This window comes from Endozoicomonas ascidiicola (genome assembly GCF_001646945.1).
GTDB classification, from domain to species: domain Bacteria; phylum Pseudomonadota; class Gammaproteobacteria; order Pseudomonadales; family Endozoicomonadaceae; genus Endozoicomonas; species Endozoicomonas ascidiicola.
On sequence record NZ_LUTV01000001.1, the window covers coordinates 693867 to 720224 of the forward strand.

A 26358-nucleotide genomic window follows, 5' to 3' on the forward strand; every position below is an offset into this window, starting at 1 on the left:
ATTCACCGTTCGACCGATGGTTTTCAATATGCTGTCTGCATACAAGTTGTCTGACTTATCCAACAGCTCCTGAAGCAACTCTGGTACCGGTTCGGATTGATGATTTGCTACCAGCTGCTTGAAGCTGTCTTCCGGTTTACCAATAATCACTTTGCCGTGATGTACGATTCCTTGCTTGTCCAACCACGACTCAACATACCGGGCCGCGGCTTCTTCCGGATCACGAACAGCGAACGCCATTCTTACTCTTTTTTTACTAGACTCCAGGCAACCTTCCAGCCGGTATTCATGACCTGGTGTTGGCCACACTTCCTGAATACAACCACCCTCTTCCTTCTTACTCGGCGCTTTGGTCACTACATGACTGTCTATAGAAAGAAGCCAGCTGGGTTCATCGTAAAACATCTGCGCATAGTCACCGGGAATTTTTGCCGGCACCAACCAACCATAAAAACAATTTCGATCCAGAATGACCGCACTGACCGGTGCCGCAAAACAGATGTTGTGATCATCCCAACTCGCACCACCGGCTCTTGAGTAGCCATCGTATATAGAGCCATCAATCCATATATTCCCTTTAATGGTTTCAACACCTTTAATAGAAAGCTTCTCCAATAACCCGGATAGATCTTGCCGCGTCAGTGATGGGTCGCCAGAAAACGAAATGACTAAATTGCCTGAGTAGGTTGAGTTAGCACCCAACTTCCGATCGGATAGCAATGATGTAGCGTAGCGAAAATCTTTCCCGAGGCTCTGATACGCTGAAATAGCGGTAATCGCTTTAACAGTGCTGGCCGGTAACAGATTGAACTGACTGTTTCGATCAAGAACAACCGACCCCGTTTCGGCATCAATGACTTTTATGGAATGGATATGTCCCGGTGGTAAAGTCGAAAGGAGTTGATCCAGTTCTTCATTTATAGAAGCCTGAACGGGCTTGATCATTAACAGGAACATCAGGAAAAAGTATTGATTGAACAGTTTCATTTCAAGAAGCCCTGACGCATAAAAAGTGCAATATGGAATACATCCAATCGTCCAAACTACCACTATGCTATTTAGACAATACCAGATCAATACAGCGGCTTGGGTGCCGACAAACTTAATCGATGAGAGTAAGATGTTAAAACAATAAGATATCCACCCCGGATAGCCGACTGGCTCCCACTGTGAACGCTTTTAGCGGGAAATGGCAAGACTTGTGAAGAAACTCAAATTAACTGCGAACCAGCTGATCGCCAAACAACCAGTGAAGGATTTGGGGTTCAAGTCCACCGACGAGCTCGAAAACTACGTTGGCATTCTCGGTCAGGATAGAGCCGCCACGGCTATTCAGTTTGGTGTTGCCATGCACCGGTCCGGCTACAACATGTATGTCATGGGTGAGTCTGGTACCGGGCGAATGTCCTACCTGCGCAAATATCTGGAATCCGAAGCACAGAGTCGAAGCACTTCCGATGACTGGGCTTATGTGAATAATTTTGATAACCCTCGGGAACCAAAAGCACTCAAGCTTCCTGCAGGCCTTGGCAGTAGCTTGCTCAAAGACTTTGAAAATTTTATCGATAAGCTGCTGATGACCTTCCCGGCCGCTTTCGAAAACCCAACGTATCAACATAAAAAAAGTGCCATTGAGCGCAGTTTTAACCGCCGCTACGATCAGGCCATTGACCAAATCGAGCAAGAAGCGCTGAAACGGGATATCGCCCTTTACCGTGATACCGGCTCTCTAAGCTTTACGCCGATGCTGAGCGGTAAAGCCATGGACGAAACCGAATTCGCCCAGTTACCGGATAAGAAGCGCGAAAAGTTCAACAATGATATCAGCCTGCTGGAAACCCGCCTGAACGAAGCCCTGGTGGAATTGCCACAATGGAAGCGGGAATCCAATGAAAAGCTGCAGGACCTGAATCAGGATACGATTGATCAGGCTTTGGCACCTTTATTAAAGCCAATGCTGAAGAAATTCAGCAAAGAACAAAACATTCTTGATTACCTCGAAGCAGTAAAACAGCACCTTCACAGAACCGTTATTGAATATCTGGCGGACGAACGGGCACTGGAATCGAAAGAAGACGCCAGCAAGCGTTCCGCACTGGAAGAACTGTACTGCCCAAACCTTGTAGTTGCTCATGAGAACGATGCCACTGCACCGGTTATCTACGAATCGCACCCAAATTACAAAAATCTGTTTGGGCGCATCGAATACGCTAGCGACATGGGCGCGTTAGTCACCAATTATCGTCAAATCTGCCCGGGTTCATTGCATCAGGCAAACGGTGGTTATTTATTACTGGATGCCAACAAACTGCTTGAAGAACCTTTTGTTTGGGAAGCACTGAAACGAGCATTAAAGGAACGCGAGTTAAAAATCGAATCGCCCTATTCTGAAATGGGATTGATGAACACCATCACTCTGGCACCAGAGAACATTCCGCTCCATGTCAAAATCATTCTTGTGGGTTCACGGGATATCTATTACATCCTTCAGCAGCTTGATCCGGACTTCCATGAAATGTTCCGGGTGCTCGTGGATTTTGATGATCAGCTCCCCCGCATTCCTGAAACCGTTCAGGCCTTTGCGCAATTATTGAAAAATCGCGCTGACGATGAAAACTACCCACCACTTACCTCCACTGCTGTGGCAAGAATGGTGGAACAAAGCTCCCGCATGACCGAGAACCAGACTCAGCTTTCCGCCAAGATTGGCGAATTGTTCGACTTGCTGGCCGAAGCGGACTTTATTCGCCGCACCGTGAGTGGTCGCAAGATCAACCACGACCATATTGATAAGGCGCTGGATGCCAAAGCGGAACGCACCGGCCGGGTGAGTAAACAGATTCTTGAAGACATGCTGGAAGGCAGCATTCTGATCGACACCGACGGCGAGCAAGTCGGTAAAATCAATGGCCTAACCGTGCTCGCCATTGGCGATGCCTGCTTTGGTTCTCCTGCTCGTATTACCGCAGCAGTCTATCCTGGCTCACAAGGCATTGTGGATATTGAGCGAGAGGTGTCGCTTGGTCAGGCAATTCACTCCAAGGGCGTTATGATTCTTACCGGCTACCTTGGCAGTCGTTATGCTCAGAAATTCCCACTGGCCATTTCTGCCAGTCTGGCCATGGAGCAATCCTACGGTTATATCGACGGTGACAGCGCCTCCATGGCAGAGCTCTGCTGCCTGATTTCAGCACTGACTGATACACCCATCAAGCAGTGCTACGCCATTACGGGTTCCATGAACCAGCACGGTGAAGTTCAAGCCATAGGTGGTGTGAATGAGAAGATTGAAGGTTACTTTGATCTGTGTAGCGCCCGGGGTTTGACCGGTGAACAGGGTGTCATAATTCCTCAGGCGAACGTGCGCAACCTGATGCTGCACAGCAAAGTCGTCGATGCTGTAAAAGCCAAGAAGTTTAATGTGTACGCGGTTTCTCATGTAGAAGAAGCGTTGGAACTTCTTACCGGGCACCGCACAGGTGTTATCAACAGCAGAGGAAAATACCCTAAAGGTTCAATCAACCAGAAAGTGCTTGAGCGTCTGCAGGAAATTGCTGACCTGGCAAAAGAAAGCCACGCCTGATTTTTTTGATTGTCATCGTCGGTCAGTACATGAAATATGCGCTGACCGATTCAATCCAGCCTTACTTGCGTATTCCCTTTATTAACTCTTTCATATTAGTTGCTTTATAACTATGAAACGGCGTAGAAATCGGATCAAAAAGTTTAACAATCCCTTTATCGAGCAGTAACTCTCTATTGTCATCATTCCACTCATAGCAAAGATAATTTGCTAAATCGGCAGGCTTTCCTGGTTTACTCCACTTTGATATTTTGGCGTATGCTTCTTTAATAGCAGGAAGGTCTTCTCTGCCAACCATCGAGAAAATCTTTTTAAAAACAGGTTCCATGCATTTTCCTTTAGCATATTCATCCTCTAAAATCTCAGCAAGCATGCCGACACAATCATCCTTATTATTCAAATATGATAAAAGCTCATCCATCTTTTGAAACTTAATGGCTTCGGAAACGCTATATCGCCTAAACTGCTTTTTACAAAAATCGCTAGATTTCAACATTCTTGGAACTTTCGCTTCCGGCTCCATCAATGAATTCAATACTTCCTGAACATTATTATTTTCAGAACTTGAGGTATATATTTTTTCAATAATCATGTCCGCGTAACTGGGATTAGACTTTTGAAAATCCCTGATACCCTGAATCAAATATAAACCCATCGCCGATAACAAGTGATCAGGTATAAAGAATGTTCTTGCATCATAGGACTTATATAAACCTCGTACCTTTTCACCCGGTGTTGGAAAACCACTACAAAAAGAGCGATAAAATACACTTCTTGTATATGAGTCGCATAAGGTTATAAGACATGGCCTTGACTCTACTTCCTTTTTACTCAGCAGATAAGCAATCGGCCCCTGATCAACGCTCGTTTGCTTTGTTTTCAAAGGTTCTTCATTTGAAAATTCATGAGCAAACTCCACAGAATAAAACAAATAATTATTATGATAATGGTTACGGTGCCTACCCTCTGTTTGCCTCAAAGAGGGAGACATCATAATCAAACGAGTTTTATCCAAACGTATACCGGTTTGATGCCTAAATCGCATTTTCACAGACCGAATAATTGACAAAATATTTTTTTCATCATCAGTTAGTTCACCCAATTCTATTCTTATTTTTTCTAAATTCATCGCCGACTGAGCTCTAAGATTTCCGAAAGCAGTGCCTTTCATATTTTCGGGAAGTCCTAAATATTTAAAATCATTTTTTAAGGTTTTTTTATCAAGCCAATTGGTAACGGCTTTTTGAATAACTCTTGCCGCTCTATCTTCTTTTTCCCCTGAATATATTTTTTTGGGATCAATTGATGAACCACTTTCAGGATGACAAAAAATTCCAGCATTCCTATCCTTTATATCAGCACAATGATCTTTAAATTTTCGCTCTGAAAGCTCACTTTTAAACGTGGCTTTTCTTTTTCTGGTTATCTTGTAGACTACCCAATTTCCAAATTCACCCATTGCTTTTCGACATTGTGTTAGACACCCGCCACTTAAAGACAAAGATTCCGACGACACTCCTGATACACAATCCATCACTTACCTCCTTAGAGCAAATCTATCTTTTCATTCTCATATAAGCTAAAAAATTGACCAATCAATGCAACACAGTGATGCCGGGCGAACCACCCGGCTTTTTCTCCCTGAAACAACTTACCCAAATCGACTATCAATCGTATTTTCCAAACGTCCACCTGCGTATCGAACGTACTGCGCTGTTGATCAGAAGTGCCCCAAGTTCATGTCTCACCATAGCCCTTGGCAATAACATCGGAATTGCTATTTTTTGGGGAAATAGATCGATGATTGCAACGACACTGGTCAATACAAGCACGGTACGATAATTTATATCTCTGTTTCGAAAGCCCCCAATTCAGCTTCTGATAACTTTTCAACCAGATGTGAGAGATTAGCAAATACAGTCAATACTTCATTGCCTGACTTACACAGCTGATCTACCGGGTTCGAGTCAGACATCTCGGCCACCGTGCCATAACCGCGCTTAAACAGGCAGCGAATTTCCCCGGCCATCACCAGTTCATTAAATTCCCGGTTAAAGCATTGTGCTCCCGAAGCAGCAGGCAATGAGTTCACAAAATCTTCCCTTGCCTGATTTAGCATTGCTTCTCCTCCTGCGTTAATAACATTATGGGGAAGCGATGCAGGTAACCCATATTGGACAAAGTGGCTAACTATGAGCAAATCAATAAGCGAACTCAAACGCCGGTTAACTTCCTCTTCCATATTATTAGAGTTCAATATCTCTATCGCCCACTTAGCATCTCGTATTGATTCTTCATCGCTGTTTAATTCCGCATCATGTTCAGATTTTTTCAAAACAAATCCAGAGAGCCGAAGGAAATTATCTTTAGCCGTTTTATACGTTTCCAAAAGTTCATCAAAGTAACTGGCACGATACTTTTTTGATAATAATTCCTTATACTCCTTACCATATTCATTTTTATTTCTAAGTTCTTTCATTTGCTGATCAAGCTTATCTGCATCTATTTCTTTTATAACTGCACCAATCTCTTTCTCTAAAATGAATTGTAAAGGTGACAATGAGTTCTCAACCACCATTGCGCTTTTATCACAGTAAAAGTCACGCTTAGCTACTTTATTTTCTGGGGTTACCAACGTATAGTGTCTTTTTGTAATATCATGGCCAGCTTTTGATTTTATGACAGGATAGCGGTCAAAAGCTGTTTTAATACAAGGCAAGGTATCTCCAAAGCATCTAATATGATCGTTTCTTGGGTTATCACCCGCCGACCATCCAACAAGACCGTGCCTTTCATTTAAAGCACATACTGTTCTATCATTCTCCTTATTACCGCCAACAAACTTCATCCCCAACTCAGACATATCAAAAGGAGTTATGCCTTCATTATTAAATACCGGATTTTTCAATTCTCCATTCGGGTGATAAAATGATTCCCTACACTCCCTCTTTATCAATTCAATATTAGGAAGTTCAATTTCTTTAAGCGCAAATATTTTTCTTTCCGCTAAACTTTTTATATATCCAGAGATTTTACTCCTACCTAAATCATTCTCTGGAATAATAAAACGACATGATGCATCGATTTCCTTAACAACATCTCCTCCCATGCAGGTATCCACAATTAGCGAAGTAGATTCTTTGCAAGAAATAGTCACTAGCCGACCATTGGCATCAGCTGCTCCTCTACCCAACTCTTTACCAGGAATCAATGATGCACTGAGACATCTGGCACCCACACAATCGCCAGAAAAGGCCTTATACGTTATGGTCATGTAAAACTCCACAAGAAATATCAGTAGTGATTAGTGACAACCAAATTAACAATTAGGTTTCACGATTGGTATATCAAATGGGTTAGAATAGGTAACAATCTACTATAAGACATGCGAAACCAGCCTGACCTTCGAAAAACCACAACGGTGCTAACAGTGTGAGCATTGATTTATAACCCCCTACTTTTCCAGAGAAGTTTTTATAATGCCCTCCCTTTCACAAGGCCGATTCAACGAACGATTTGGCGGTATACAACGTCTGTACGGCGTTGACGCTGTAAATAAGCTGAGCAAATCCCATGTTTGTGTCATCGGCATAGGTGGTGTCGGCTCCTGGGCAGCAGAGGCACTGGCAAGAACGGCCGTTGGTAAAATCACCCTGATTGATCTGGACGATATTTGCATAACCAACACAAACCGACAGCTTCACGCTTTGACCAATACAATTGGTCAGATGAAAGTGGATACAATGGCCGAACGAATTACCCAAATAAACCCTGACTGCCAGTGCAAAATCATTGAAGACTTCGTTACTGAAGACAATATTCAGGAACTTATTACCCATGATTTTGATTACGTGCTGGACGCTATCGACAGCTTCCGGGTCAAAGCTGCACTGATCGCCCACTGCAAAAGAAACAAAATCAAAATTATCACCACCGGCGGTGCTGGCGGGCAAATCGACCCCACACAAATTCAAATCATCGACCTAACCAAAACCTGGCACGATCCACTGGCACGCAAAGTACGAAGCCAGTTGAGAGATCGCCACGGTTTCAGCAAAGACACTAAAAAGAAATTCGGTGTGGATTGTGTATTCTCTTCAGAGCAGGCGGTTTATCCACAAGCTGATGGTACTGTATGTCAGACAAAGCCTTCCGGTGAAGGCTCCATGAAAATGGATTGCTCCAGCGGTTTTGGTGCTTGTACTGCAGTCACTGCTACTTTTGGTTTTGTGGCGGCCGCTCGCATTATCGAGAAAATCACAAAATCGGTTTAACGGTAGCGATGGGCAATCGCCTGAATCTCTTTGACGATTGCCCTGAGCCCGTTCCCGCGGGAAGGGCTCAAGTGATTATACAGCCCCAGTTCTTGAAACCACTGATCAATATTCTCACTCTCGATCGTTTCTGGCGTCTGACCGCTGTACACCGAGAGCACCATGGCAATTAACCCTCGAATAACCCGGGCATCGGAATCTGCAGCAAAATACAGTTGCATGGTTTCATCGTCATAGTGCGAGTGCAGCCAGACGCTGCTTTCACAGTCGTGCAACCTGGCATCTTCCGTTTTCCACGCTTCTGGCAATGCAGGCAACTCTTTCGCCAACATCATGATCTCTCGATAACGAGCCTGCCAGTTGGTAAAACCACTCAGCCGGTTCTCTATTGTTCTGCGATCCGGTGATTGGGTCTGGAATACTTCCGACAACCCTGCAGGCTCAACATTGTCAGAAATAGTCAACTCTCCGCTGCCCACGCCAAACACTGGCGAGTGATGAAGCTGCTCCATAGCAGTAATAAACTGCTGAACTTCCTGCTCCGTGTTGTACATCGCAAAGGATGCTCTGACCGTTCCTTTCAGATTCAGGCTTTCCATCAACGGCATGGCGCAATGATGACCAACACGCACAGCAATGCCCTGTTGATCCAGCATCAGCCCTAAATCCTGATGGTGGTACTGGTCAGAAAGGAAAGACACTACCGGCGCTTTCTGATCCGCCTCACCAATAAGACGGATGCCGTTTATTGACCGAAGCCCTTCTTCCGCCAGCAGTCGAAGTCTATTTTCATGGTGTTGTAGCTGATCGATATCAATTGAGGATAAAAACTCAAGGGCTCTCGCCAGCCCGAGGGCGCCAGCAATATTGGGAGTTCCTGCCTCAAACTTGAATGGCAATGCGTTATAACGGGTTTCGGTAAAACTGACCCGCTCGATCATTTCACCACCACCTTGCCATGGCGGCATCGATTCTAATAATTCACGCCGACCGTAAAGAACACCAATCCCTGTTGGCCCGTACACTTTATGACCGGAGTAAACGTAAAAATCCGCTCCCAATTGCTGAACATCCACTTTCTGATGCGCCACTGCCTGTGAACCGTCCACCAGCACCAAGGCGCCGGCATCATGGGCCAGGCGAATCATTTCCTGCACCGGTAAAATAGTACCGATGGCATTGGACGTGTGAGCGATAGCCACCAGCCGTGTTTTCTCAGAAAGCAGCTGACGGTATGAATTCAGATCAACATTGCCAGCGTCATCCAGATCAATCACTCGAATAATGGCACCAGTGACTTCCGCTACCATTTGCCATGGGACGATATTGGCGTGGTGCTCTAACCGACTGAGCATAATCTCATCGCCTGCCTGCAACTGGTTTCGTCCCCAACTATGGGCAACCAAATTGATGGCTTCAGTCGCTCCGCGGGTCCAGATCACTTCTTCGGCGTAAGGCGCATTGAGCAGTTGCCGGGCGGTTTCCCGGGCATCTTCAAAAGCATGAGTGGTACAAGCGCTCAGAAAGTGTGCTGCACGGTGCACATTGGCATTCTGCGCCCGGTAATAATGATCAATAGATTCAATGACGGAAGCCGGCTTCTGAGTCGTGGCCGCATTATCCAGATACACCAACGGACACCCATGAACCGTTCGCTGCAGCAAGGGAAACTGCTGTCGGATACGCTCCACATTAATAACAGGTGAACTTTGGCGGGCCTGGATTGTCATATTATACCAATGGCGTTTTTAAATTTTGGAACGAGCAAATTATTTTGGGCGACTGGGCAAGACGAAGAGACGAGCCATAGCTATGGCGAGGAACTTCAACGCAGATCCAGTCGGTCAAAATAGCTGCGCAGCCCATAATTTAAAAACAGAATTGGTAATAATTACAGGTCTTTAGTCTCTTTCGTGACGCCATTTTATGTAAAGCGCAATATGAGGCAAGACTAATTGGTAATTCGACCATTTATAGCCGCTGTGCTATAAACACGTACACAGTAAATATTTTCCGAAAAAAACGATCAGGAATACACATGCTTTCATCTTTCAGCCAGCTCCTACTTATAAACGTGGTGATTATTATCTCCGCGGGGGAACTGTCTGGCTGAACAAAAGGTCACGACAAAAACCCCCGCACCGAAAGGTTCGGGGGTTTTTTTATGCATTAATAATTTACCTTCACAGGTAATACAAATGGCGTTTTTAAATTTTGGAACGAGCAAGCCATTTTGAGCGACTGGGCCAGGCGAAGAGACGAGTCATAGCTATGGCTATGGCGAGGAACTTCAACGCAGATCCAGTCGGTCAAAATAGCTGCGCAGCCCATAATTTAAAAACAGAATTGGTATAAGGGGGCAGAATCATGAACGGCGCACAGGCTATCGTTAAAACGCTTGAGGAACACGGGATAACCACCGTATTTGGTTATCCCGGCGGCACAATCATGCCTGTCTACGATGCGCTGTTGGATTCCTCTGTTGAGCACGTGCTCTGCCGTCATGAACAAGGTGCCGGCTTTGCGGCCATTGGTTATGCCCGGGCAGGGCATCGCACCGGGGTTTGCATTGCGACTTCCGGCCCCGGCGCCACCAATCTGATCACCGCGCTGGCGGATGCCATGATGGATTCGGTGCCTATTGTTGCCATTACCGGTCAGGTTTCCAGAGAAGGCATTGGCACCGACGCCTTTCAGGAAATGGATATGCTCGGACTTTCCATGGCCTGCACCAAGCACAGCTTTCTGGTGACCGATGGAGATAAGCTCTGCCAAACCCTTCATGAAGCATTTGTTCTGGCTAATGAAGGCAGGCCCGGGCCGGTCTTGGTTGATATCCCGAAAGATGTTCAACTCCATGAAGCGCAGTGGCACCCACCTTTGGATCTGGTTAGCAATGAGTTTGAGCCCGCAAGTTCTGATTTGGATGACATTCAACAGGCATTGACGCTTTTGCAAGCGTCGTCAAACGGGTGTAATTAAAAGTGTTCAACAGTCTGTAATTTTGTGAATTTTCTATTTTTGATACCGAGTATTCATGCGGGGGTAACAGCTGATGAAATTTGAATTTTCACCACATCGGGAACACTTTTAATTACACCCTGCAGCTGCAGTTGCATTATCTTTGGCTGCGACTACTTCCTATGGTATGTCAACTTTTGGTGCTCATCCTGCTATCACAGAAGAAGCCGCAAAATATGGTTTGTGGGCAGATGAAGCCATRCAAATTTTGAAGGCTTCGGTTGTTTATCCGGATCGTGATTTCAACACTACAGGTGGTAATAAAGAGTATATCCCTGAGATTCATTTTGACCGGTATCAGACTGAAACCAACAAAGAAGCATTCACTAACGGTATTGTGATGTATCGTAAGAATATTGAAGCAGCTTCTAAGTTGGCAATTGTTGGTGATCTGAACGGAGCGTTCACATATTTGGGTAGTGCGCTACATGCAGCCGAAGACTTTATTAGTCTTTCGTAAGGTTAAAACCACCGGCTTTAGCCGGTCAGCTTTAGCTATGATATTTTGTCGCAGTTATCTGGATGTAGAGGTTCTGCGATGGACTACAGGTATGGCAGTCACACAGTATTTAATATTCAGTACCACTTTGTGTTTGTCACGAAGTACCGGTATCAGGTGCTCAAGGGAGATGTTGGCTTAAGAGCCAGGGAGCTGATAAGAGAAACGTGCCAGGCATTTGAGATAGAGATTCTTAAGGGAGTGATTAGTAAGGATCATGTACATCTGTTTGTGTCAGCGCCTCCGAATATGGCTCCGAGTGAAATAATGAGGAGGGTCAAAGGAAGGTCGTCTACAAGATTGTTTGAAAGTTTCCCTGATTTGAAGAAGCGATACTGGGGAAGGCATTTTTGGGCAAGAGGCTATTTTTGTGTCACATCGGGAAAGGTGACTGAAGAGATGATCAAGGAGTATCTGGATCATCATTTTGAGCCCAAAGTAGATGATAGCTTCAGGACTGAATACTAACGCGTCTTGGACGCGTATCCGGACTTTCAGTCCGTAAATCTAACCCACCGGCTTTAGCCGGTGGTTGTTGAGTTCTCATTCAAACTATATCGAGATGTCTGAAAAGGAACAAAAAATTATTGATGAGATTTTCTTTAAGGCGCGTGATGTTAATGATATACCAAAAAAATTGAAGCTGACTCATTATGATGGGTGAAATTAAATGTGCTCACCAGAGCCTTTTCATCCCCAAAAAACCAAGATTTGAACAATACTGTATGAGTATTTCTCAGCGGTTAGATCAATATGTCCTCGCCTGTTTCTCTTGCTGATAGACTTGCTGCCCACCTGATACTTGAACGTAGAGTGTCTGCCCTATTAGATATCGTTGAAGCTGAGTCTGGACAGCTCGATCGTGCCAGTGATGCTGAGGAGACCGTCACACAGAACCTCCGTAGTATGGGTAACGAGCTTCTTACTGATTGGGGTGCCTGCAAAGAAAATCAGAAGTTTTCTGAGGCCTGCCTGAAACACCCCGACAGTAAAGTTCGAAAAAAACACTCATTGGTTCAGCACTTACGGAAAAATAGGCGTCGTTGAGCGCTGTCCAACGATCGATCAACATCGATTCAGACCCTTTAGCCATGCTGCCCAGGTTCACTGCAGAGACTATTCTCTCACTATTCAACGCAAAATTGTCGACTTTGCTGCTGACTGCTCTTTCCAGGCAGCCTCTAAGAAAATGCACGAACATTACGGTATAGATATTCCTGAGTCGTCTGTACGTGCTATTACGCTTGAACATGCCAGTTGCATGCAAGAGGAAACCTTCATTCCCGAACAGAATTCTCAGGACTTCACCGGTGAAGCTGAGCAGTTTGTGGGCGAAATGGATGGCAGTATGATTCCTGTTGTTCTATTTAATGACGTAGAAGACGGAGACAAACGAAAAACGCGTAAAACGGAATGGCAAGAAGCCAAGTTTTGTCAGGTCTATAAGCTCGGCAGCAATGATAAGCGTCATCTGGCTACTATGAAAGGCCCTAATAAGGCCGGTGATCAGTGGTTAAACTGTGCTTTAGCACAAGGCTTTAATCCGAAGTCGTCTATTCACTGCGTAAGTGATGGAGCTACCTGGATTGCCAGCCAGGCAAAAAGGGTGTTTGGAAACCAAGGGAGCTACCTTGTCGACTATTACCATCTCTCTGAGTACTTTGCTGATGCAGCAGAAGAGTGCGTGGGCTATAAAAAGGCGGCTCGTATCGAGTGGCGGCATTGCCAACAGGAACGGATGAAGTCAGGAGATGTGAGTGCAGTCATAGCAGAGCTTGATCAGCATAGAAATGGAAAGAAGGGCAAGGCCGCGAATAAGTCTGAGGAATGCCATCGATACATCAGAAACCGTCCAGGTCAGTTTGAATATGCGGCAGCGAGAGCGGTAAACCTTCCCATCGGTTCTGGTGAAATAGAGAGTGCGAACAGTTCAATAGTGCAAATGCGACTCAAGATACCCGGCGCCTGGTGGAAACCCGAGAACGCTGAAGCAATGCTTGGCTTAAGAACATTACGAGCTAACGGTGAATGGGATCAGTACTGGGAGCGCTTAGGGTAACCGGTGAAAGGACACTTTTAATTTCACCCTCGTCAAACCCCATTGCTTACATCGGTGGCGGTGCCGTGATGGCCGACGCCATTGACGAACTCCGTCATTTCCTGGACACCACAGGCATTCCCAGTGTTTGCACCCTAAAAGGTTTAGGTTCCGTCGCACCAGACACCAACGGTTATCTTGGAATGCTGGGAATGCACGGCACTCAGGCAGCCAACATTGCGGTTCAGGAGTGCGATCTTTTGTTGGCGATTGGCGCTCGCTTTGATGACCGGGTGACCGGCAAGCTCGACACCTTTGCCCCTAACGCCAAAGTTATCCACATGGATATTGATCCGGCTGAAGTTAATAAACGCCGACAACCGGATGTCACATTGCATCAACCGATGAATTGGGTTTTATCACAGCTTTCAGAAAAGCTAGTCGTCTCGCCTTGGACGGATTATTGCTCTCAACTTTCTCAACAATACGCCTGGGAATACAACAAACCCGGCGACGATATTTTTGCCCCAAAGCTGCTAAAAGAACTGTCCGATCGTTTACCAGTGAATGCCGTTGTCAGCTGCGATGTCGGCCAACACCAAATGTGGGTTGCACAACACGTGGGCTTTCATCACCCTCGCAATCATCTGACCAGTGGCGGATTAGGTACCATGGGCTATGGTTTACCAGCGGCTATCGGAGCTGTACTTTCCCGGCCAGAGGACCCGGTCATTCTGGTCTCTGGTGATGGTTCGTTCATGATGAATGTGCAGGAACTGAATACGATTCGAAGAAAACAGTTACCCGTAAAAATTGTTTTATTGGATAACGAAAAGCTGGGCATGGTGCGCCAATGGCAACAGCTATTTTTTGAAGGTCGCTACAGCGAAACGGACCTGTCTGACAACCCGGACTTCGTAACACTGGCCAGTGCCTTTGGAATTCCTGGTCGAACCATCACCCACCGGGACGACGTTCAACCTGCATTAGAAGAGATGCTGGCAGCACCGGGATCCTGGCTGTTACACGTTCGAATTGATGCCATGGAAAACGTCTGGCCGCTGGTACCGCCGGGCGCTGCTAATCACGAAATGCTGGAGGAAACCATATGAGCGTTCAATTACACCTGCACTGCCGTCAACAACCCGATGTAGTTGAGCGCATTCTCAGGGTTATCCGTCACCGTGGTTTCACTTTGAACGCCATGAGCATGGCGCCATCCAGCTGTGGTGAGAAGATTGAAGTGGCGGTGACCGTTTCCAGCAGCAGGCCTTTGCATTTACTAACAGCTCAACTGAAAAAGCTGCATGATGTGCTGAATTTGAGCGTCTGTGATGAATCGTTAGACCATGCAGGCATCAGCAGCTGATACCTGCTCTGTCAGAATCTGACTCCGTCTCTCCGCTTCTTTCAACTGCTGACGGAATCGGTTGATGATGAACTCCCGGAACCATCGGTGGGCTCGGTTATGTTCCCAGTACTCGGGCCATACAATGTAATACTGAACTTTGGGAAGCTTGCCGGGCAGCGGCTTCATTCTCATGTTCTTTACATAGGTGTTGGCTTCCGCCACTTTTTCCATGGTCAGCAAGATGCGATTACTGTCATTCACCAGCTGCAGCGCAACCGGGAAGCTTGGCGCTTTCGCTGCCACTCGGATATTTCTGCTAAGTCCATCCAGATAATCCCGCATAAAGTGAGGACTTCCCAACCAGGAAGAGTGCCGCACAACAGCATATTTTTCTAAATCTTCAACCGTAATGTCGTTATCACTAATTGGATGATCCTCTGATATCAAGGCACAGAGCGTATCTTCCATCAGAGGCACATAACTGAAACCCGCTGGCGGCTTACCCACATAAGCCATCACCAGATCCACCTGCCCTGCCTCCAGCTTTTGATCAAGCTGCGGACTGAAGTCGAGCAGCTCAAAGTTGAAATTAGGCGCCTGCTTCCAAAACTGATGAAGAATATCGGGCAAGTACTGCTCAAGCAGAATATAGCTACCAGCAATGGTGAAATTTTTTTCTGTTGTCCATGGATCAAACTGCTGATTCTCAAAAATCGTCCCAGCTTCAGTCACCACACGGTTTACATCTTCTTTCAGCGCCAGGGCTTTTTCTGAGAGGAACACCTTATTTCCCTGACGCACCAGAATGGGGTCATGAAGTGCTTCACGAAGTTGTGCCAACGTCCGGCTCATGGCGGACTGGGTGACGTGCATCTGTTTGGCCGCAAGGGATACACTCTGGGTATCCAGCAATGCCTTAAGGCCGGGCAGCAGATTCAGGTTGAGTCGATATAAATTCATACTATTTTTTGTGTACAGCGTTGTTTGCCTGAGATGCTAGCATTGTTCGAGTCGGGAAACTTATCACTGTCGAGACTATAGTCATAGCCTGCAAACTTCATCAGTAGTAACCCCTATACATTCATCATCATTCAGGTACACTGAAATCAGGAATCAGGATTATGTCGTGCAATTTTTCCTGATGATTCTGGCCTTGAAGTCTGACGAAAATGCCGTCAGACATCAGCTTACACAGCTGTACGGAGGGTCTATGAGCCAAGAAAAATATAAGAGTATTCAAGATCTGGTAGATAGCTATATCGATTCCGGTCTCTCTGCCAGAGAATACGTTGAAGAACGGGTCGATGCCGGCGATCTCAGTGCCGCAGAAGCGCTGAAGTTACTCTCGATATTACGGGATGCGCAATCCATTACCTTTAAGCTGGCGGAAGTCAGTGACGACGAATTTGACGGTCTGCACATGGTGCTCATCCGCAAAGAAGATGAAGATCTTGATGACGCAGCGCCGCTGTTCAGTATCGAGATTGATGAAAGCATGAATATCCACAGGGATGATGTGATCGAAGTGCTGCAAAAGTTTGCCAAAGAGCTGGCTGTTCTTGCTACCCGTGGCGAGCTGGACGAAGTGGAGACCATCGATTCTATTGATGACAACCCGGAAGAATGGCTGGATCACCCGAATATCCTACCCGCCAGTGAAACCCGCCATTAGGCACTCTCACACCATCTTCACTTTCTAATGATCAATGCCCGACACCCGTCGGGCATTTTTGTCTGCCCTGAAAATATATCCACTTGAAAGGCTGTCGCAAAACTTCACAAATCTCATTCCCATACTCCGAGACTGTCGCGAAACCCTCCAACCCTGATGTTTGGGGTATGCATTCCCACGCTGGAGCATGGGAACGAGTTGGTTGAGAGTTTCGCGACACCCTCGCTACGCGTGGGAACCTGAGCTTAGCCTCTGGAAATATAAAAATTATCACTTATCGCAATATTGATATTAATCAACAATTTCATTGATCAACCTATTGAATGACCTGTGGATAAGTGTGTTTTCGTCTTTGATTGCAACCCTCGCAGAAACCTGCTCATTTTTTAACCAACACCATTTTTCATTGCATGCTATTACTATTCAGCGAACTTTTCATACCAGATCACATCAAAGATTGACCAAAAGATTTCTTACTTACATCAGGTGTCAGCATGGTCAAACGAACACTCACCGCACTCATCATCGCGCTGACCTTCATCAGCACATTTGCATCAGCCTGCTTGGACGTCGGATGTTATGAACAACATTTCATTACCACATCACCCAACAGCATGAGAATCACCAAAGACAACGACCTATTTGGCGAAGACTTCTTTTTCGAAGATGCTATCCGCGGAATAACCAGCACTGTGTATAAATCAAAATTCCGGGTCTTCCGCTCTTATGAGCTCTACAACAGCGACGGATTCTGGGATGCCACCGCCAAGTTCACCTGGTCTTCCTATCTACCTTTCACGCTTAGCTTTTATTGGCATGAATATTATGTGAATGATTCTACTGGCACCCATCTTGGCGATATCAAAGCCACATTACTCACAGTGAAAGACGCAAAACTCTACCTGCAAAATAAAGACGGTCGTTACGTCGCTCAAGCAACACTCAACAAAGCCACTGGAGAGCTGAGAATCGCGGCTTATGAGAATCCAAGAATTCAAATTGCCAGCTTGAAAAGATCATCCGGTGGGCATGAAAAATGGTCGCTAAACCTGCTGCGACCAGAACTGGTGGATCAAAGACTTATTAAACTTCTGGCTACTATCGTGATTGATACCTATCCCATCTGAGCAAATCCCGGTGCTCAGACTATATTCACTGCACGCAGGAATCATTCGTCATAAGGATATATACCCATCGTCTTTCAAGCTGCTACGTTGTTGTCAGCGTTCGCTCACCCCGATCACCTACTACTTGTAGGCTCACGGGCTTCGCTCTCTTGTCGCCTAGTAGCAACTTGAAATCCAATGGGTATAGTGGTAACGCATTTGTATTTTGTGTGAGAGGCATCACGGTTTGAGTCATACAGCACCCTGTTTCAAGACTGGCACACCGCCAGCTACATTAACAGACCCCATCAATGAGATCCGGCGGCAGATAAACGACCTCACCTGCAAACTATTGGATGAAGGCGCCAACGCACAAATTCCAAAACACCAAATGCCAAAGTGGGTATGGAAAAACCTCGGTAAAGCGCTCGCCAATAGCAACATTAACCTTACCCCGTTAGCCCAAATTGCAGAGCGGAAGTCCTGCCATCGAGAAGTTTTGTTCCAAAGTGAAACAGCTGAGCAGCTTGATATCCAAACAGATATTTTTTCTCTGGTCGCCATTACATTGTCACCTGGAGAAGCGACCGTCACCCATGATCATTTTGTAGATTGCGGCCCACTGTTAGTGCATGGCCATATCACAGAATTTTATGGTTACTCTGATCAGTTGACGGAAAACAAAGTTAAACTGGCGTTACTACCATACCGTCGTGAATTAGTGCAGTTTGAGCCCGCTGAGTATTTTTCCGCTGAAGGGCAAAATACTCATCGATTAAAAGAATCCACAGGCAACGCGCCTGGTGTAGTGATCAACCTTTATCTTGAAAAAGAAGGTAACAGCGTGAAAGATCGCTACCCTTTCCACTTGGGAACTGACCCTGAATCCGGTGCTGAGTGGTGGATAAACAATGCACAAGAGCAAAAATAAAGTGGCTTCCTCGATATGTCTTAGCCCCATGCTTTGAGGCTGTCGCGAAACTCCAGAAACCTCGTTCCCATGCTCCGAGGGTGTCGCAAAACTCCAAACATCTCGCTCCCATGCTTTGCATGGGAACCAGGGCTTTTGCGACAACCTCGCTCCGCGTGGGAATGCATACCCCTGAATTTATTCAGCTACTATTTTCTATACCACCTTTTTACGTATACCATGACGTCTATAAAGGCATGATAAAACCAATAATAAAGAGTGTAGATCCGGATGCCCGATTACCAAATTGCCGCTACCTTTTTCAGCCTTGCATTGGCACTGATGACCTTGTTTCAGGTGGCTCCAGCAGTTCAACTAAAAGGTCGCGATAAACGAGCACTGTGCTTCGCACTACTGCAAATCAGTTTACTGGGTTACCTGCTGCAACCCATACTTCAGGCAGCAACGGATAATTTTTGGCTGCTTTGGATCTGCGGTTTCTTCCGCAATATGATTCCAACCCTGTTCTGGATGGTCTGCCTGCTACTATTTGACGACAGCTTCCGCTTGAATAGAAAAACACTCGCTATTCCCTTTATCATTATTTTTTCGCCACCTATCGGCAGAGTGACTGCTTACCTGTTTGGGCTGGACAGCTCCTATATTTTCAATTGGGCGATGTTTCATCTGCCGCAATGGCTTGAATTTGGCCTGATCGCCCATGCATTGCTCACCGTCGTGCGTAGCCTGCGGGATGATCTGGTGGAATCCCGCCGGCAACTTCGGGTGTGGCTGTTGGGCAGTGTTGGTTTTTATATCGCCGTCGTCGTCACTATGGAGCAATTTTTCAATGGCGGACCACCGGCGTTTAAATTGGCTCAGCCCGTTATGCTGGCTCTGTTTCTGTTTGCCTTTTATGGCCGCCTGCTAAAGTTTCGCTCTGGTTTGTTGTTTACCGAATCGATATCACAAGAATCACCCGTCACACACGTTTTGCTTCATGATGATTGCGAGCCTTCACAAAACGAACCTGAAACTGCTCTTGAAGCTGACTCGATTGATCAATTAAAACAGCTGATGGAAGAACAGAAGCTGTATAAACAGGAAGGTATAACCATCAGCGATCTCGCCGATGCAATGAACATTCAGGAATACCGGTTAAGACAACTCATCAATCAGCAGATGGGTTACCGGAATTTTAATGACTTCCTTAATGGCTACCGGATACAAGAATCTTGCCGTCGTCTGATTTCTGAACAGGAATACAGTTTGCCGGTACTTTCGATTGCACTGGATACCGGTTTTCGCTCATTGAGCGCATTCAATCGTGCGTTTAAAGAAAGAACCGGTGTGACACCCAGCGCATACCGAAAAGACCAGAGACCTGCCCATTCATCAATATCTACAGCATCACTGACTGATTCTGAAACTGCCTGACTGATTTTAAAATCAGTCTGACTTTTTTATTTTCAGTCAGACACTCCCTCGCTCCTCACCGTATAGTCCACTGGACTACCGAAAACAATAACAACAATGAGGAAGCGACTTTGAAGATTCGTTCTTTACTGGCAGTCACTGCCACGTCCTTTTTATTGGCCGCCTGCGGTCAGGATGGTCAGGACGTCACCCAGACCACCGAAACCTCCGATGATTTCCGCAAAGAATTACAATCCAAACTGATTAAGGCCAAAGCCGGCGATGTGATTGAAATACCGGAAGGCACGTTCACTATCGATCGCAGCCTCTCTTTGAATGTGGATGGTGTCACCATTCGCGGTGCCGGCATGGATAAAACCATTCTGTCCTTTAAAGGCCAGGTTGCCGGCGCAGAAGGCCTGTTGGTGAACGCCAACGATTTTGTGGTGGAAGATCTGGCCATTGAAGACACCAAAGGTGATGCACTGAAAGTAAATCAGGGTGAAAACATTGTTATCCGTCGTGTACGGGTTGAATGGACTAATGGCCCGGATAACAAAAACGGCGCATACGGCCTTTATCCGGTTCAAACCGAAAACACATTGATAGAAGACTCTATCGCCATTGGTGCTTCCGACGCGGGTATTTACGTTGGGCAATCCAATAACGTGATCGTTCGCAACAATCGCGCAGAATACAACGTTGCCGGTATTGAAATTGAAAACACCATCGGTGCGGATGTTTACGGCAACGTAGCCACCAACAACACCGGCGGTATTTTGATTTTCAACATGCCTCAGCTGACTCAGCCTGGTCATAGCACCCGGATTTATCAAAATCAGGTGTTCGAAAACAACTATGACAACTTCGGTACTCCCGGAACTGCCGTGGCCGCTGTGCCTGCCGGCTCTGGCATCCTGATCAACTCAAACGACAAAGTTGAGATATTTGATAACGATATCAAAGACAACAAAACCGCCAACGTGATTGTGAGCAGTTACTTCACCGCCGGTTACGAAAAAGACTACAAGCAGGCGGATAACTTCGACCCTTATCCAGAAGGCATCTTTGTTTACAACAACCGTTTTGAAGGCGGTGGCGACAGCCCTGATCGCATGGAACTGAAAGCTCTGAAAATCGCTGAATTCGGTTTCACCGGCAGCCTGCCAGATATTCTGTGGGATGGCATTGTCAATCCTGACAGCACCGTGCCGGCTCTGTGTATCGATAATGGCGACAGTGGTGTTGTGAATGTGGATGCAGGTAACGGCTATAGCAACATCACCACTGATATGACGCAACATCGTTGTGAAGTACCAAAGCTGGCCGCAATTTCTTTGCCGACGATGGAAGGATAAATCATGACTGCAGTTATCAGGGTCAGGGCTTTACTGGTCTTGTTGTTTTCCCTGGTATTGGCAGGCTGTGGCGACAAGCCGCAGCCACTGCTGATGACCTCCGGGGATAACTATCCAGACAACCTTAGCCAATGGCAGGTGTTATCGTTCAGTGGCAGCCATCTGGAACTGGCTGAGGGTATTGTGCCGTATACATTGAACACACCGCTGTTTACGGATTACGCCAGCAAACTGCGCACCCTGTGGGTGCCACCAGGAAAGCAGGCCACTGTCGTTGATGGAGAAATTGAATACCCCGTTGGCACCATCATCAGCAAAACGTTTTATTACCCCGTTGCAGAAGCTGCAGAAGGCACAGTACTGAAAGCATCGGAAGGTGATAAATCTCTGTTTTCTTCGGAAGACGGGTTGCCTCGGGACAAAGTTAAGCTGATTGAAACCCGTTTATTAATCCATCAGGAAAATGGTTGGGTTGCACTGCCTTATGTCTGGAACCAACAACAGACAGAAGCCGTATTGGAGTGGGCAGGTGACTACAAACGGCTCACCGTTACCGACATTGATGGCAATCCAGAGCAAACATCGTTTACTTACATCATTCCTGACGCTAACCAATGCGCAGGATGCCACGCCGAAGAAGAGAGTCGGCAGGCAGTCAAACCCCTCGGACCAAAAATCCGCCACCTTAACCGGGACTTCACCTACAGCTCCGGCACCGAAAATCAGCTTGCTTACTTGATGAACGCAGGATTATTAACCGGACTGGACGATATCAACGGCGTACCACAGAACGCCTTATGGCCCAATGCCCGGGAAAATGAAACTCTCGAACATCAGGCAAAAAGCTATTTGGACGCTAACTGCAGCCATTGCCACAACCCAAACGGCGCGGCGCGCACCAGTGGACTGTTCTTAACCATAGACACACCACTGGATGAAAACTACGGCTTCTGTAAACGCCCCATTGCTGCAGGCAAGGGCGCGGGCAATCGTCCTGTGGATATTATGCCGGGTCATGCGGATCAATCGATTCTGGTCTACCGCATCGAATCGGTAGAACCCGGCGCCATGATGCCGGAGCTGGGTCGATCTCTCAGCCATAACCAAGGGGTTGAGTTGATCACGAATTGGATTAACGGCATGAGTACAGACGACAAACCTTGTGTAGCGGGTGGGTATGTTTTGTAACAACGTCGGTAACCCAGAGGGGTGCCGACAAATAAGGGAAGTAGCGAGCAAGAACATACCATCGTCATCCTCGCGAAGGCGGGGATCTACTGACAACAATGGATTCCCGCCTTCGCGGGAATGACGGTAGCCGGTACGTTATTCCCTTCTACCTCCTTAACGTCGAAGGTTATGTCGGTTAACCAAAGGGCTGCCGACATACTGCCCACAAACTACACGACAGAAGTGTTACATAAACCGCAACGAAACAGGAGAACACGGTAACAATCACACAAAATACAAGACAGGGTATAAATATCTTGCATACCGGTATGCACTTTAGTACAACTACGCATGCCGACACACAAACAACAACAACACACACAAAATAACACTAATAATAATAAGGCAAGGGTACAGCTCTCGATGTTAACACCACAAAAACGACTGCAACTGGCTCCAGCTGCCGCTGGATTTGTTTTAACCGGCGCCATCATGATGGGCGCGTCTTCTGCTTACGCTTATGAATTCGAAGCGATGGATGGTGAAGTTCAGGGGACTTTGAACACCACTATCTCGCTGGGTGCCAAGTATGATTTGGAAGGGTATGTTACTCCGGACGGCAACGAACAGCTCGAAAACGACGGTGATCGTTCGTTTGAAAAAGGGTTTGTTAGCAAGGCTTTGAAATTAACTTCTGAGCTTGATCTAAAAAAAGACAACTATGGTTTCTATGGTCGTGCTACCGCATTCTATGATTACGAATTAATGAAAGGTGCCGATCATTGGCAGTCTAATAATGATAAAGATATGGCAGCAGGGCTTGATGATGAATCAGGTACGTATAGTGGACTGTCTGACAAAGTAAAAGACAATCAAGGTCGTGGGGCTAAACTTCAAAGCGCTTACCTTTATGGAAACTGGTCATTTGATGGCGGCCAGAAATTGAGTGTCAAAGTGGGTGAGCAAACTCATAACTGGGGCGAAACCATCTTTTATGGTGGAGGCTTAATGGACCTCAATGCCTACGACGTTGCTCTTTCTACACTACCCGGCTCAGATGGAGACCTTAAGCTAGCTCAAGGTATGATCAGTGCCGACTTCCAGTTCAATGATGAAATGACCTTATCCGGCTTTATTCAATATGACTGGGAAGAATCAATTATGCCTGGCCGTGGTACTTACGGCTCCGGTGAAGATATATTTGTACCAGGGTCAGACTTTGCACACTATGACCTGCAGTCTTTTGCAAATATAGCTACGGGTGGTGATGTTGGCGTTTTTAAAACCACTCTGAATAATATTAATGCTGCGGTCTTAGGTGCTAACTCCTTGCCTCTCTTCCAATATGAAGAGGCCTTTATTCGTGTTGCAGATACTTCTGGTACAAGTGAAGCCAGTAATAGTGGCCAATGGGGTGTTAACTTTACATACGCTCCTGAATCACTTGAGAACACCGAATTTGCTTTCTACTATGCTAACTATCACTCCAGCTTACCAACAATTGATGTAATGATTGATGATGATGCTACTTTGATGACTGCGGCTAACGCCGTTGCTAATGCCCCCGATAGCAATTACACCCTTGGCAATCTATACCTGCTAAACAACGCCACTTATGCCCGCACATCCTATGCAGAAGATATCAAAATATGGGGGGCCAGTTTTAATACTACTGTCTTCGGCTACACGCAAATTGCAGGGGAGCTCACATATACAGAGAATTCTCCAATCTGGATCGACCACCCTGAAGATCTTCTTGCTAAAGCACTGTTCGCAGGAAATGACATAATTGACAACGGTGAATGGGACTCTTCCCATGTTGACAGCTCCAAAACTGCCAAAGTTGGTGAATGGTTCTCAAATTATGAGACTGCACCTGTATGGGATGCGTCCCTTTCTGTTATCCAACCATTTGGGGCTGTTCTGGGTACAGACTTGCTCTATGTTGTAACTGAAGCTGCTTTTGAACAGGTTTCTGGTTTGGACGACTATGATCGCTATGTGGCTAAAGGTTCTAGCGACTGGGCTCAAGAGGCGGCCAGTGTAAATGCAGACGATAGACTAGATCGTTTCAGCTGGGGTTATAACTTGATGGTTGGAGCCAACTGGAATGATGTAGCCATCTCTGGTCTGAATCTGGAATCCACTTTCCGATTCACTCACGACGTCAGTGGTAACTCCCACATGACTGGTCGTTTCGAAGAAGGCGAGAAGAAAATCAACCTCGGCCTGACTGCCAAGTACGACGACATGACTGCCAAGCTCGCTTGGGGTGGTGATGCTGATAACGTACTGCGTAAGGGAACCATCACAGGTACTGTTGGTTACACCTTCTAACAACACCATCTCGACCATCTCGTTCCCATGCTTTTAGGCCCCGTGGGTCACGCGTGGGAATGCATACCCGTCATCGAGATCGGTATACACTCCCATGCACAGCATGGGAGCGAGACCAGGAGATACGACAGACACAAAAAAACCGGTAACTCCCAAGAGCTACCGGTTTTTCTTTTAACCAGCTAAATCAAATCTGATATTCAGGCATTCGGATCAATGATCACATGAGCGCCTTTTCCAGCAGCCATCTTACGGCAAGCCTTATAATCACGCTCACTGGTCACATAAAATTTTGGAGTAACTGGAACAGAGAGATTAGGAGACATACCATCACCAAAGCGAGGCTGGTGATGAATATTGGTAGAACTCATAGCACCACAAACCATACCTTCTTTTTCAGCCTTCTCGCCAGCCTGCACAGCACCTGCCAATAACAGTCCGGCTACAGCAACAGCTAATACTTTCATCGCTTCAGTCCTTTTTACGTTGAATTTAGGAACTGTTGTTATCGGCCTCTTCTCAATTCATTTAGCAGGCTTACGATGGAACACTGCGAAACATCCCGAAACCAATGACAACGCCTGATTTGAAGTATATTCACCTTTATATAGAGCACCGGATGCCACCGATATTCTGTGCTGTCTGCCGCCTGAATGATCTTGACACCTCTGCTCACGATTTAACCATACGCCCCATGTAGCGAAGTTTTTTTGACTTATGACAAAGTTTTCGCCGCTTCAAGCCTTATGTAATGGCTCTAAGTAAAAGAAGAAAGAGCCCGATTAATAACCAAACCCTCTTTTTACATAACGTTGGAGTCTATATGAAAAAACTCATTTTTCAGGCAGCGCTGCTCTCTATTGCGCTATCCCCAATTGCAAATGCGGAACCACTGGATAGCGAGCAGCAGGCGCATGTGAAACAGTTGGTTCGTGAAACACTGCTGCAAAATCCGGATATTATTGTTGAGGTCATTGACGAATTAAAAAGGCGGGATGAAGCGGCTAGAAATCAGGCACAACATTCAGCATTAACCAATCACAATACTGAATTGTTCAAGAATAGCTTTGACCCCTACGCCGGCGCAGAGAATCCAACATTAAGCATTGTTTATTTTGGTGATATCAACTGCGGTTATTGCAAGCGCCAGGATCCAATTCTTGAAAGTGTTGTTAAAAATTACCCTGAAGTGCGAATTATCTATAAAGACCTTCCTATTCTTGGCCCGAGCTCAAGAGAAGCAGCCGCAATTGCTTTAGCATCCGCTAAAATTGGCAATAGCACCTATCTCTCGCTGCATAAAAATCTAATGGAACACGCCGGCGCCCATAACACTCAATCGATTGCTAACGTAGTCAATACTATGGGCCTTAACCTTGAAATGTTAAAAGCGTCTGTTGATGATCAAATAAACCAGCAATTAGATAATAATATTGTACTCGCCCACAAACTTGGAATTACCGGCACTCCAGCACTGGTATTCCCAGACAAAGTAGTGGGTGGATTCACACACGAGGATAGGCTGAAAGAAATGATAGAAGAACGTTTGAATTAAAACTTCCCTTAGGGGAGAAGCAATAAAGAATTTACCAGCCACCCGTCATTCCCACGCAGGTGGGAATC

23 protein-coding genes (1 of these 23 cut by a window edge) are annotated in these 26358 nt (G+C 46.2%); 17 read left to right on the forward strand and 6 right to left on the reverse strand.

Annotated elements, in window-relative coordinates:
• Nucleotides 1–987: the 5' portion of a D-alanyl-D-alanine carboxypeptidase/D-alanyl-D-alanine endopeptidase gene (dacB, locus tag AKL11_RS02780; protein WP_067515077.1), read on the reverse strand. It extends 420 nt beyond the left edge of the window; only the first 987 of its 1407 coding nucleotides appear in the window; its start codon is at nucleotides 985–987; the stop codon falls past the left edge of the window.
• Between the two features lie 214 nt (nucleotides 988–1201).
• Between dacB and AKL11_RS02785 the strand changes: the two genes are divergently transcribed.
• Nucleotides 1202–3583: a Lon protease family protein gene (locus tag AKL11_RS02785; protein ID WP_342669745.1), complete on the forward strand. Its 2382-nt coding sequence runs from the start codon at nucleotides 1202–1204 to the stop codon at nucleotides 3581–3583.
• Between the two features lie 61 nt (nucleotides 3584–3644).
• Here AKL11_RS02785 and AKL11_RS02790 read toward each other — a convergent pair whose 3' ends face one another.
• Both AKL11_RS02790 and AKL11_RS02795 read right to left on the reverse strand, forming a co-directional pair.
• Nucleotides 3645–5042, reverse strand: a complete 1398-nt coding sequence (locus tag AKL11_RS02790; RefSeq protein WP_157673378.1) for a T3SS effector OspC family protein — start codon at nucleotides 5040–5042, stop codon at nucleotides 3645–3647.
• Nucleotides 5043–5426: 384 nt separating this feature from the next.
• Complete coding sequence (locus AKL11_RS02795; RefSeq protein ID WP_067515080.1) at nucleotides 5427–6857, reverse strand: baculoviral IAP repeat-containing protein; 1431 nt, start codon at nucleotides 6855–6857, stop codon at nucleotides 5427–5429.
• Nucleotides 6858–7062: 205 nt separating this feature from the next.
• Here AKL11_RS02795 and tcdA point away from each other — a divergent pair, with 205 nt between their 5' ends.
• Nucleotides 7063–7857: a tRNA cyclic N6-threonylcarbamoyladenosine(37) synthase TcdA gene (gene tcdA / locus AKL11_RS02800; protein ID WP_067515081.1), complete on the forward strand. Its 795-nt coding sequence runs from the start codon at nucleotides 7063–7065 to the stop codon at nucleotides 7855–7857.
• Here tcdA and AKL11_RS02805 read toward each other — a convergent pair.
• A complete protein-coding gene (locus AKL11_RS02805) occupies nucleotides 7854–9587 on the reverse strand; it encodes a SufS family cysteine desulfurase (RefSeq protein WP_067515082.1) in 1734 nt (577 codons plus the stop codon). The genes tcdA and AKL11_RS02805 overlap by 4 nt on opposite strands.
• Nucleotides 9588–10224: 637 nt before the next feature.
• On the opposite strand from AKL11_RS02805, the gene AKL11_RS02810 reads away from it, so the two are divergent.
• The 7 genes from AKL11_RS02810 to ilvM all read left to right on the forward strand — a co-directional run bounded on the left by AKL11_RS02810 (nucleotide 10225) and on the right by ilvM (nucleotide 14784).
• On the forward strand, nucleotides 10225–10839 hold the full coding sequence (locus tag AKL11_RS02810) for a thiamine pyrophosphate-binding protein (RefSeq protein WP_095210112.1): 615 nt from the start codon (nucleotides 10225–10227) through the stop codon (nucleotides 10837–10839).
• Nucleotides 10840–10981: 142 nt separating this feature from the next.
• A complete protein-coding gene (locus AKL11_RS02815) occupies nucleotides 10982–11338 on the forward strand; it encodes a hypothetical protein (protein ID WP_157673379.1) in 357 nt (118 codons plus the stop codon).
• A 78-nt stretch (nucleotides 11339–11416) separates the two neighbouring features.
• Complete coding sequence (gene tnpA, locus AKL11_RS02820; protein ID WP_067515084.1) at nucleotides 11417–11845, forward strand: IS200/IS605 family transposase; 429 nt, start codon at nucleotides 11417–11419, stop codon at nucleotides 11843–11845.
• Nucleotides 11846–12130: 285 nt separating this feature from the next.
• Nucleotides 12131–12424, forward strand: a complete 294-nt coding sequence (locus AKL11_RS02825; protein WP_067515085.1) for a hypothetical protein — start codon at nucleotides 12131–12133, stop codon at nucleotides 12422–12424.
• A gap of 94 nt (nucleotides 12425–12518) precedes the next feature.
• Nucleotides 12519–13436, forward strand: a complete 918-nt coding sequence (locus tag AKL11_RS02830; RefSeq protein WP_366556846.1) for a UPF0236 family transposase-like protein — start codon at nucleotides 12519–12521, stop codon at nucleotides 13434–13436.
• On the forward strand, nucleotides 13406–14527 hold the full coding sequence (locus AKL11_RS02835; RefSeq protein WP_095210114.1) for a thiamine pyrophosphate-dependent enzyme: 1122 nt from the start codon (nucleotides 13406–13408) through the stop codon (nucleotides 14525–14527). The genes AKL11_RS02830 and AKL11_RS02835 overlap by 31 nt, the downstream gene beginning before the upstream one ends.
• Nucleotides 14524–14784 carry an acetolactate synthase 2 small subunit gene (ilvM, locus tag AKL11_RS02840; protein WP_067515087.1) on the forward strand — a complete coding sequence of 87 codons (261 nt, stop codon included), beginning with the start codon at nucleotides 14524–14526 and terminating at the stop codon, nucleotides 14782–14784. The genes AKL11_RS02835 and ilvM overlap by 4 nt, the downstream gene beginning before the upstream one ends.
• On the opposite strand, the gene AKL11_RS02845 is transcribed toward ilvM, so the two are convergent.
• Nucleotides 14758–15726, reverse strand: a complete 969-nt coding sequence (locus AKL11_RS02845; RefSeq protein ID WP_067515088.1) for a LysR family transcriptional regulator — start codon at nucleotides 15724–15726, stop codon at nucleotides 14758–14760. The two genes, ilvM and AKL11_RS02845, sit on opposite strands and share 27 nt — an antisense overlap.
• Before the next feature lie 250 nt (nucleotides 15727–15976).
• On the opposite strand from AKL11_RS02845, the gene AKL11_RS02850 reads away from it, so the two are divergent.
• The 7 genes from AKL11_RS02850 (at nucleotide 15977) to AKL11_RS02880 (ending at nucleotide 24735) form a co-directional block, all read left to right on the forward strand.
• A complete protein-coding gene (locus AKL11_RS02850) occupies nucleotides 15977–16438 on the forward strand; it encodes a hypothetical protein (protein ID WP_157673380.1) in 462 nt (153 codons plus the stop codon).
• A gap of 494 nt (nucleotides 16439–16932) precedes the next feature.
• Nucleotides 16933–17565 carry a hypothetical protein gene (locus AKL11_RS02855; protein ID WP_067515090.1) on the forward strand — a complete coding sequence of 211 codons (633 nt, stop codon included), beginning with the start codon at nucleotides 16933–16935 and terminating at the stop codon, nucleotides 17563–17565.
• 226 nt (nucleotides 17566–17791) lie between these two features.
• Nucleotides 17792–18475, forward strand: coding sequence for a hypothetical protein (locus AKL11_RS02860; protein WP_157673381.1), 684 nt, complete (start codon nucleotides 17792–17794; stop codon nucleotides 18473–18475).
• A 270-nt stretch (nucleotides 18476–18745) separates the two neighbouring features.
• Nucleotides 18746–19891 carry a helix-turn-helix domain-containing protein gene (locus AKL11_RS02865; RefSeq protein WP_067515092.1) on the forward strand — a complete coding sequence of 382 codons (1146 nt, stop codon included), beginning with the start codon at nucleotides 18746–18748 and terminating at the stop codon, nucleotides 19889–19891.
• 110 nt (nucleotides 19892–20001) lie between these two features.
• Nucleotides 20002–21228: a parallel beta-helix domain-containing protein gene (locus tag AKL11_RS02870; RefSeq protein WP_067515093.1), complete on the forward strand. Its 1227-nt coding sequence runs from the start codon at nucleotides 20002–20004 to the stop codon at nucleotides 21226–21228.
• 3 nt (nucleotides 21229–21231) lie between these two features.
• A complete protein-coding gene (locus AKL11_RS02875; RefSeq protein WP_067515094.1) occupies nucleotides 21232–22416 on the forward strand; it encodes an SO2930 family diheme c-type cytochrome in 1185 nt (394 codons plus the stop codon).
• Between the two features lie 405 nt (nucleotides 22417–22821).
• Nucleotides 22822–24735 (forward strand): DUF1302 domain-containing protein, encoded by a 1914-nt coding sequence (locus AKL11_RS02880; protein WP_067515095.1) that lies wholly within the window; start codon nucleotides 22822–22824, stop codon nucleotides 24733–24735.
• A 200-nt stretch (nucleotides 24736–24935) separates the two neighbouring features.
• On the opposite strand, the gene AKL11_RS02885 is transcribed toward AKL11_RS02880, so the two are convergent.
• Nucleotides 24936–25202 (reverse strand): hypothetical protein, encoded by a 267-nt coding sequence (locus tag AKL11_RS02885; RefSeq protein WP_067515096.1) that lies wholly within the window; start codon nucleotides 25200–25202, stop codon nucleotides 24936–24938.
• A 356-nt stretch (nucleotides 25203–25558) separates the two neighbouring features.
• Between AKL11_RS02885 and AKL11_RS02890 the strand changes: the two genes are divergently transcribed.
• A complete protein-coding gene (locus tag AKL11_RS02890; protein WP_067515097.1) occupies nucleotides 25559–26290 on the forward strand; it encodes a DsbA family protein in 732 nt (243 codons plus the stop codon).
• Nucleotides 26291–26358 lie beyond the last annotated feature (68 nt).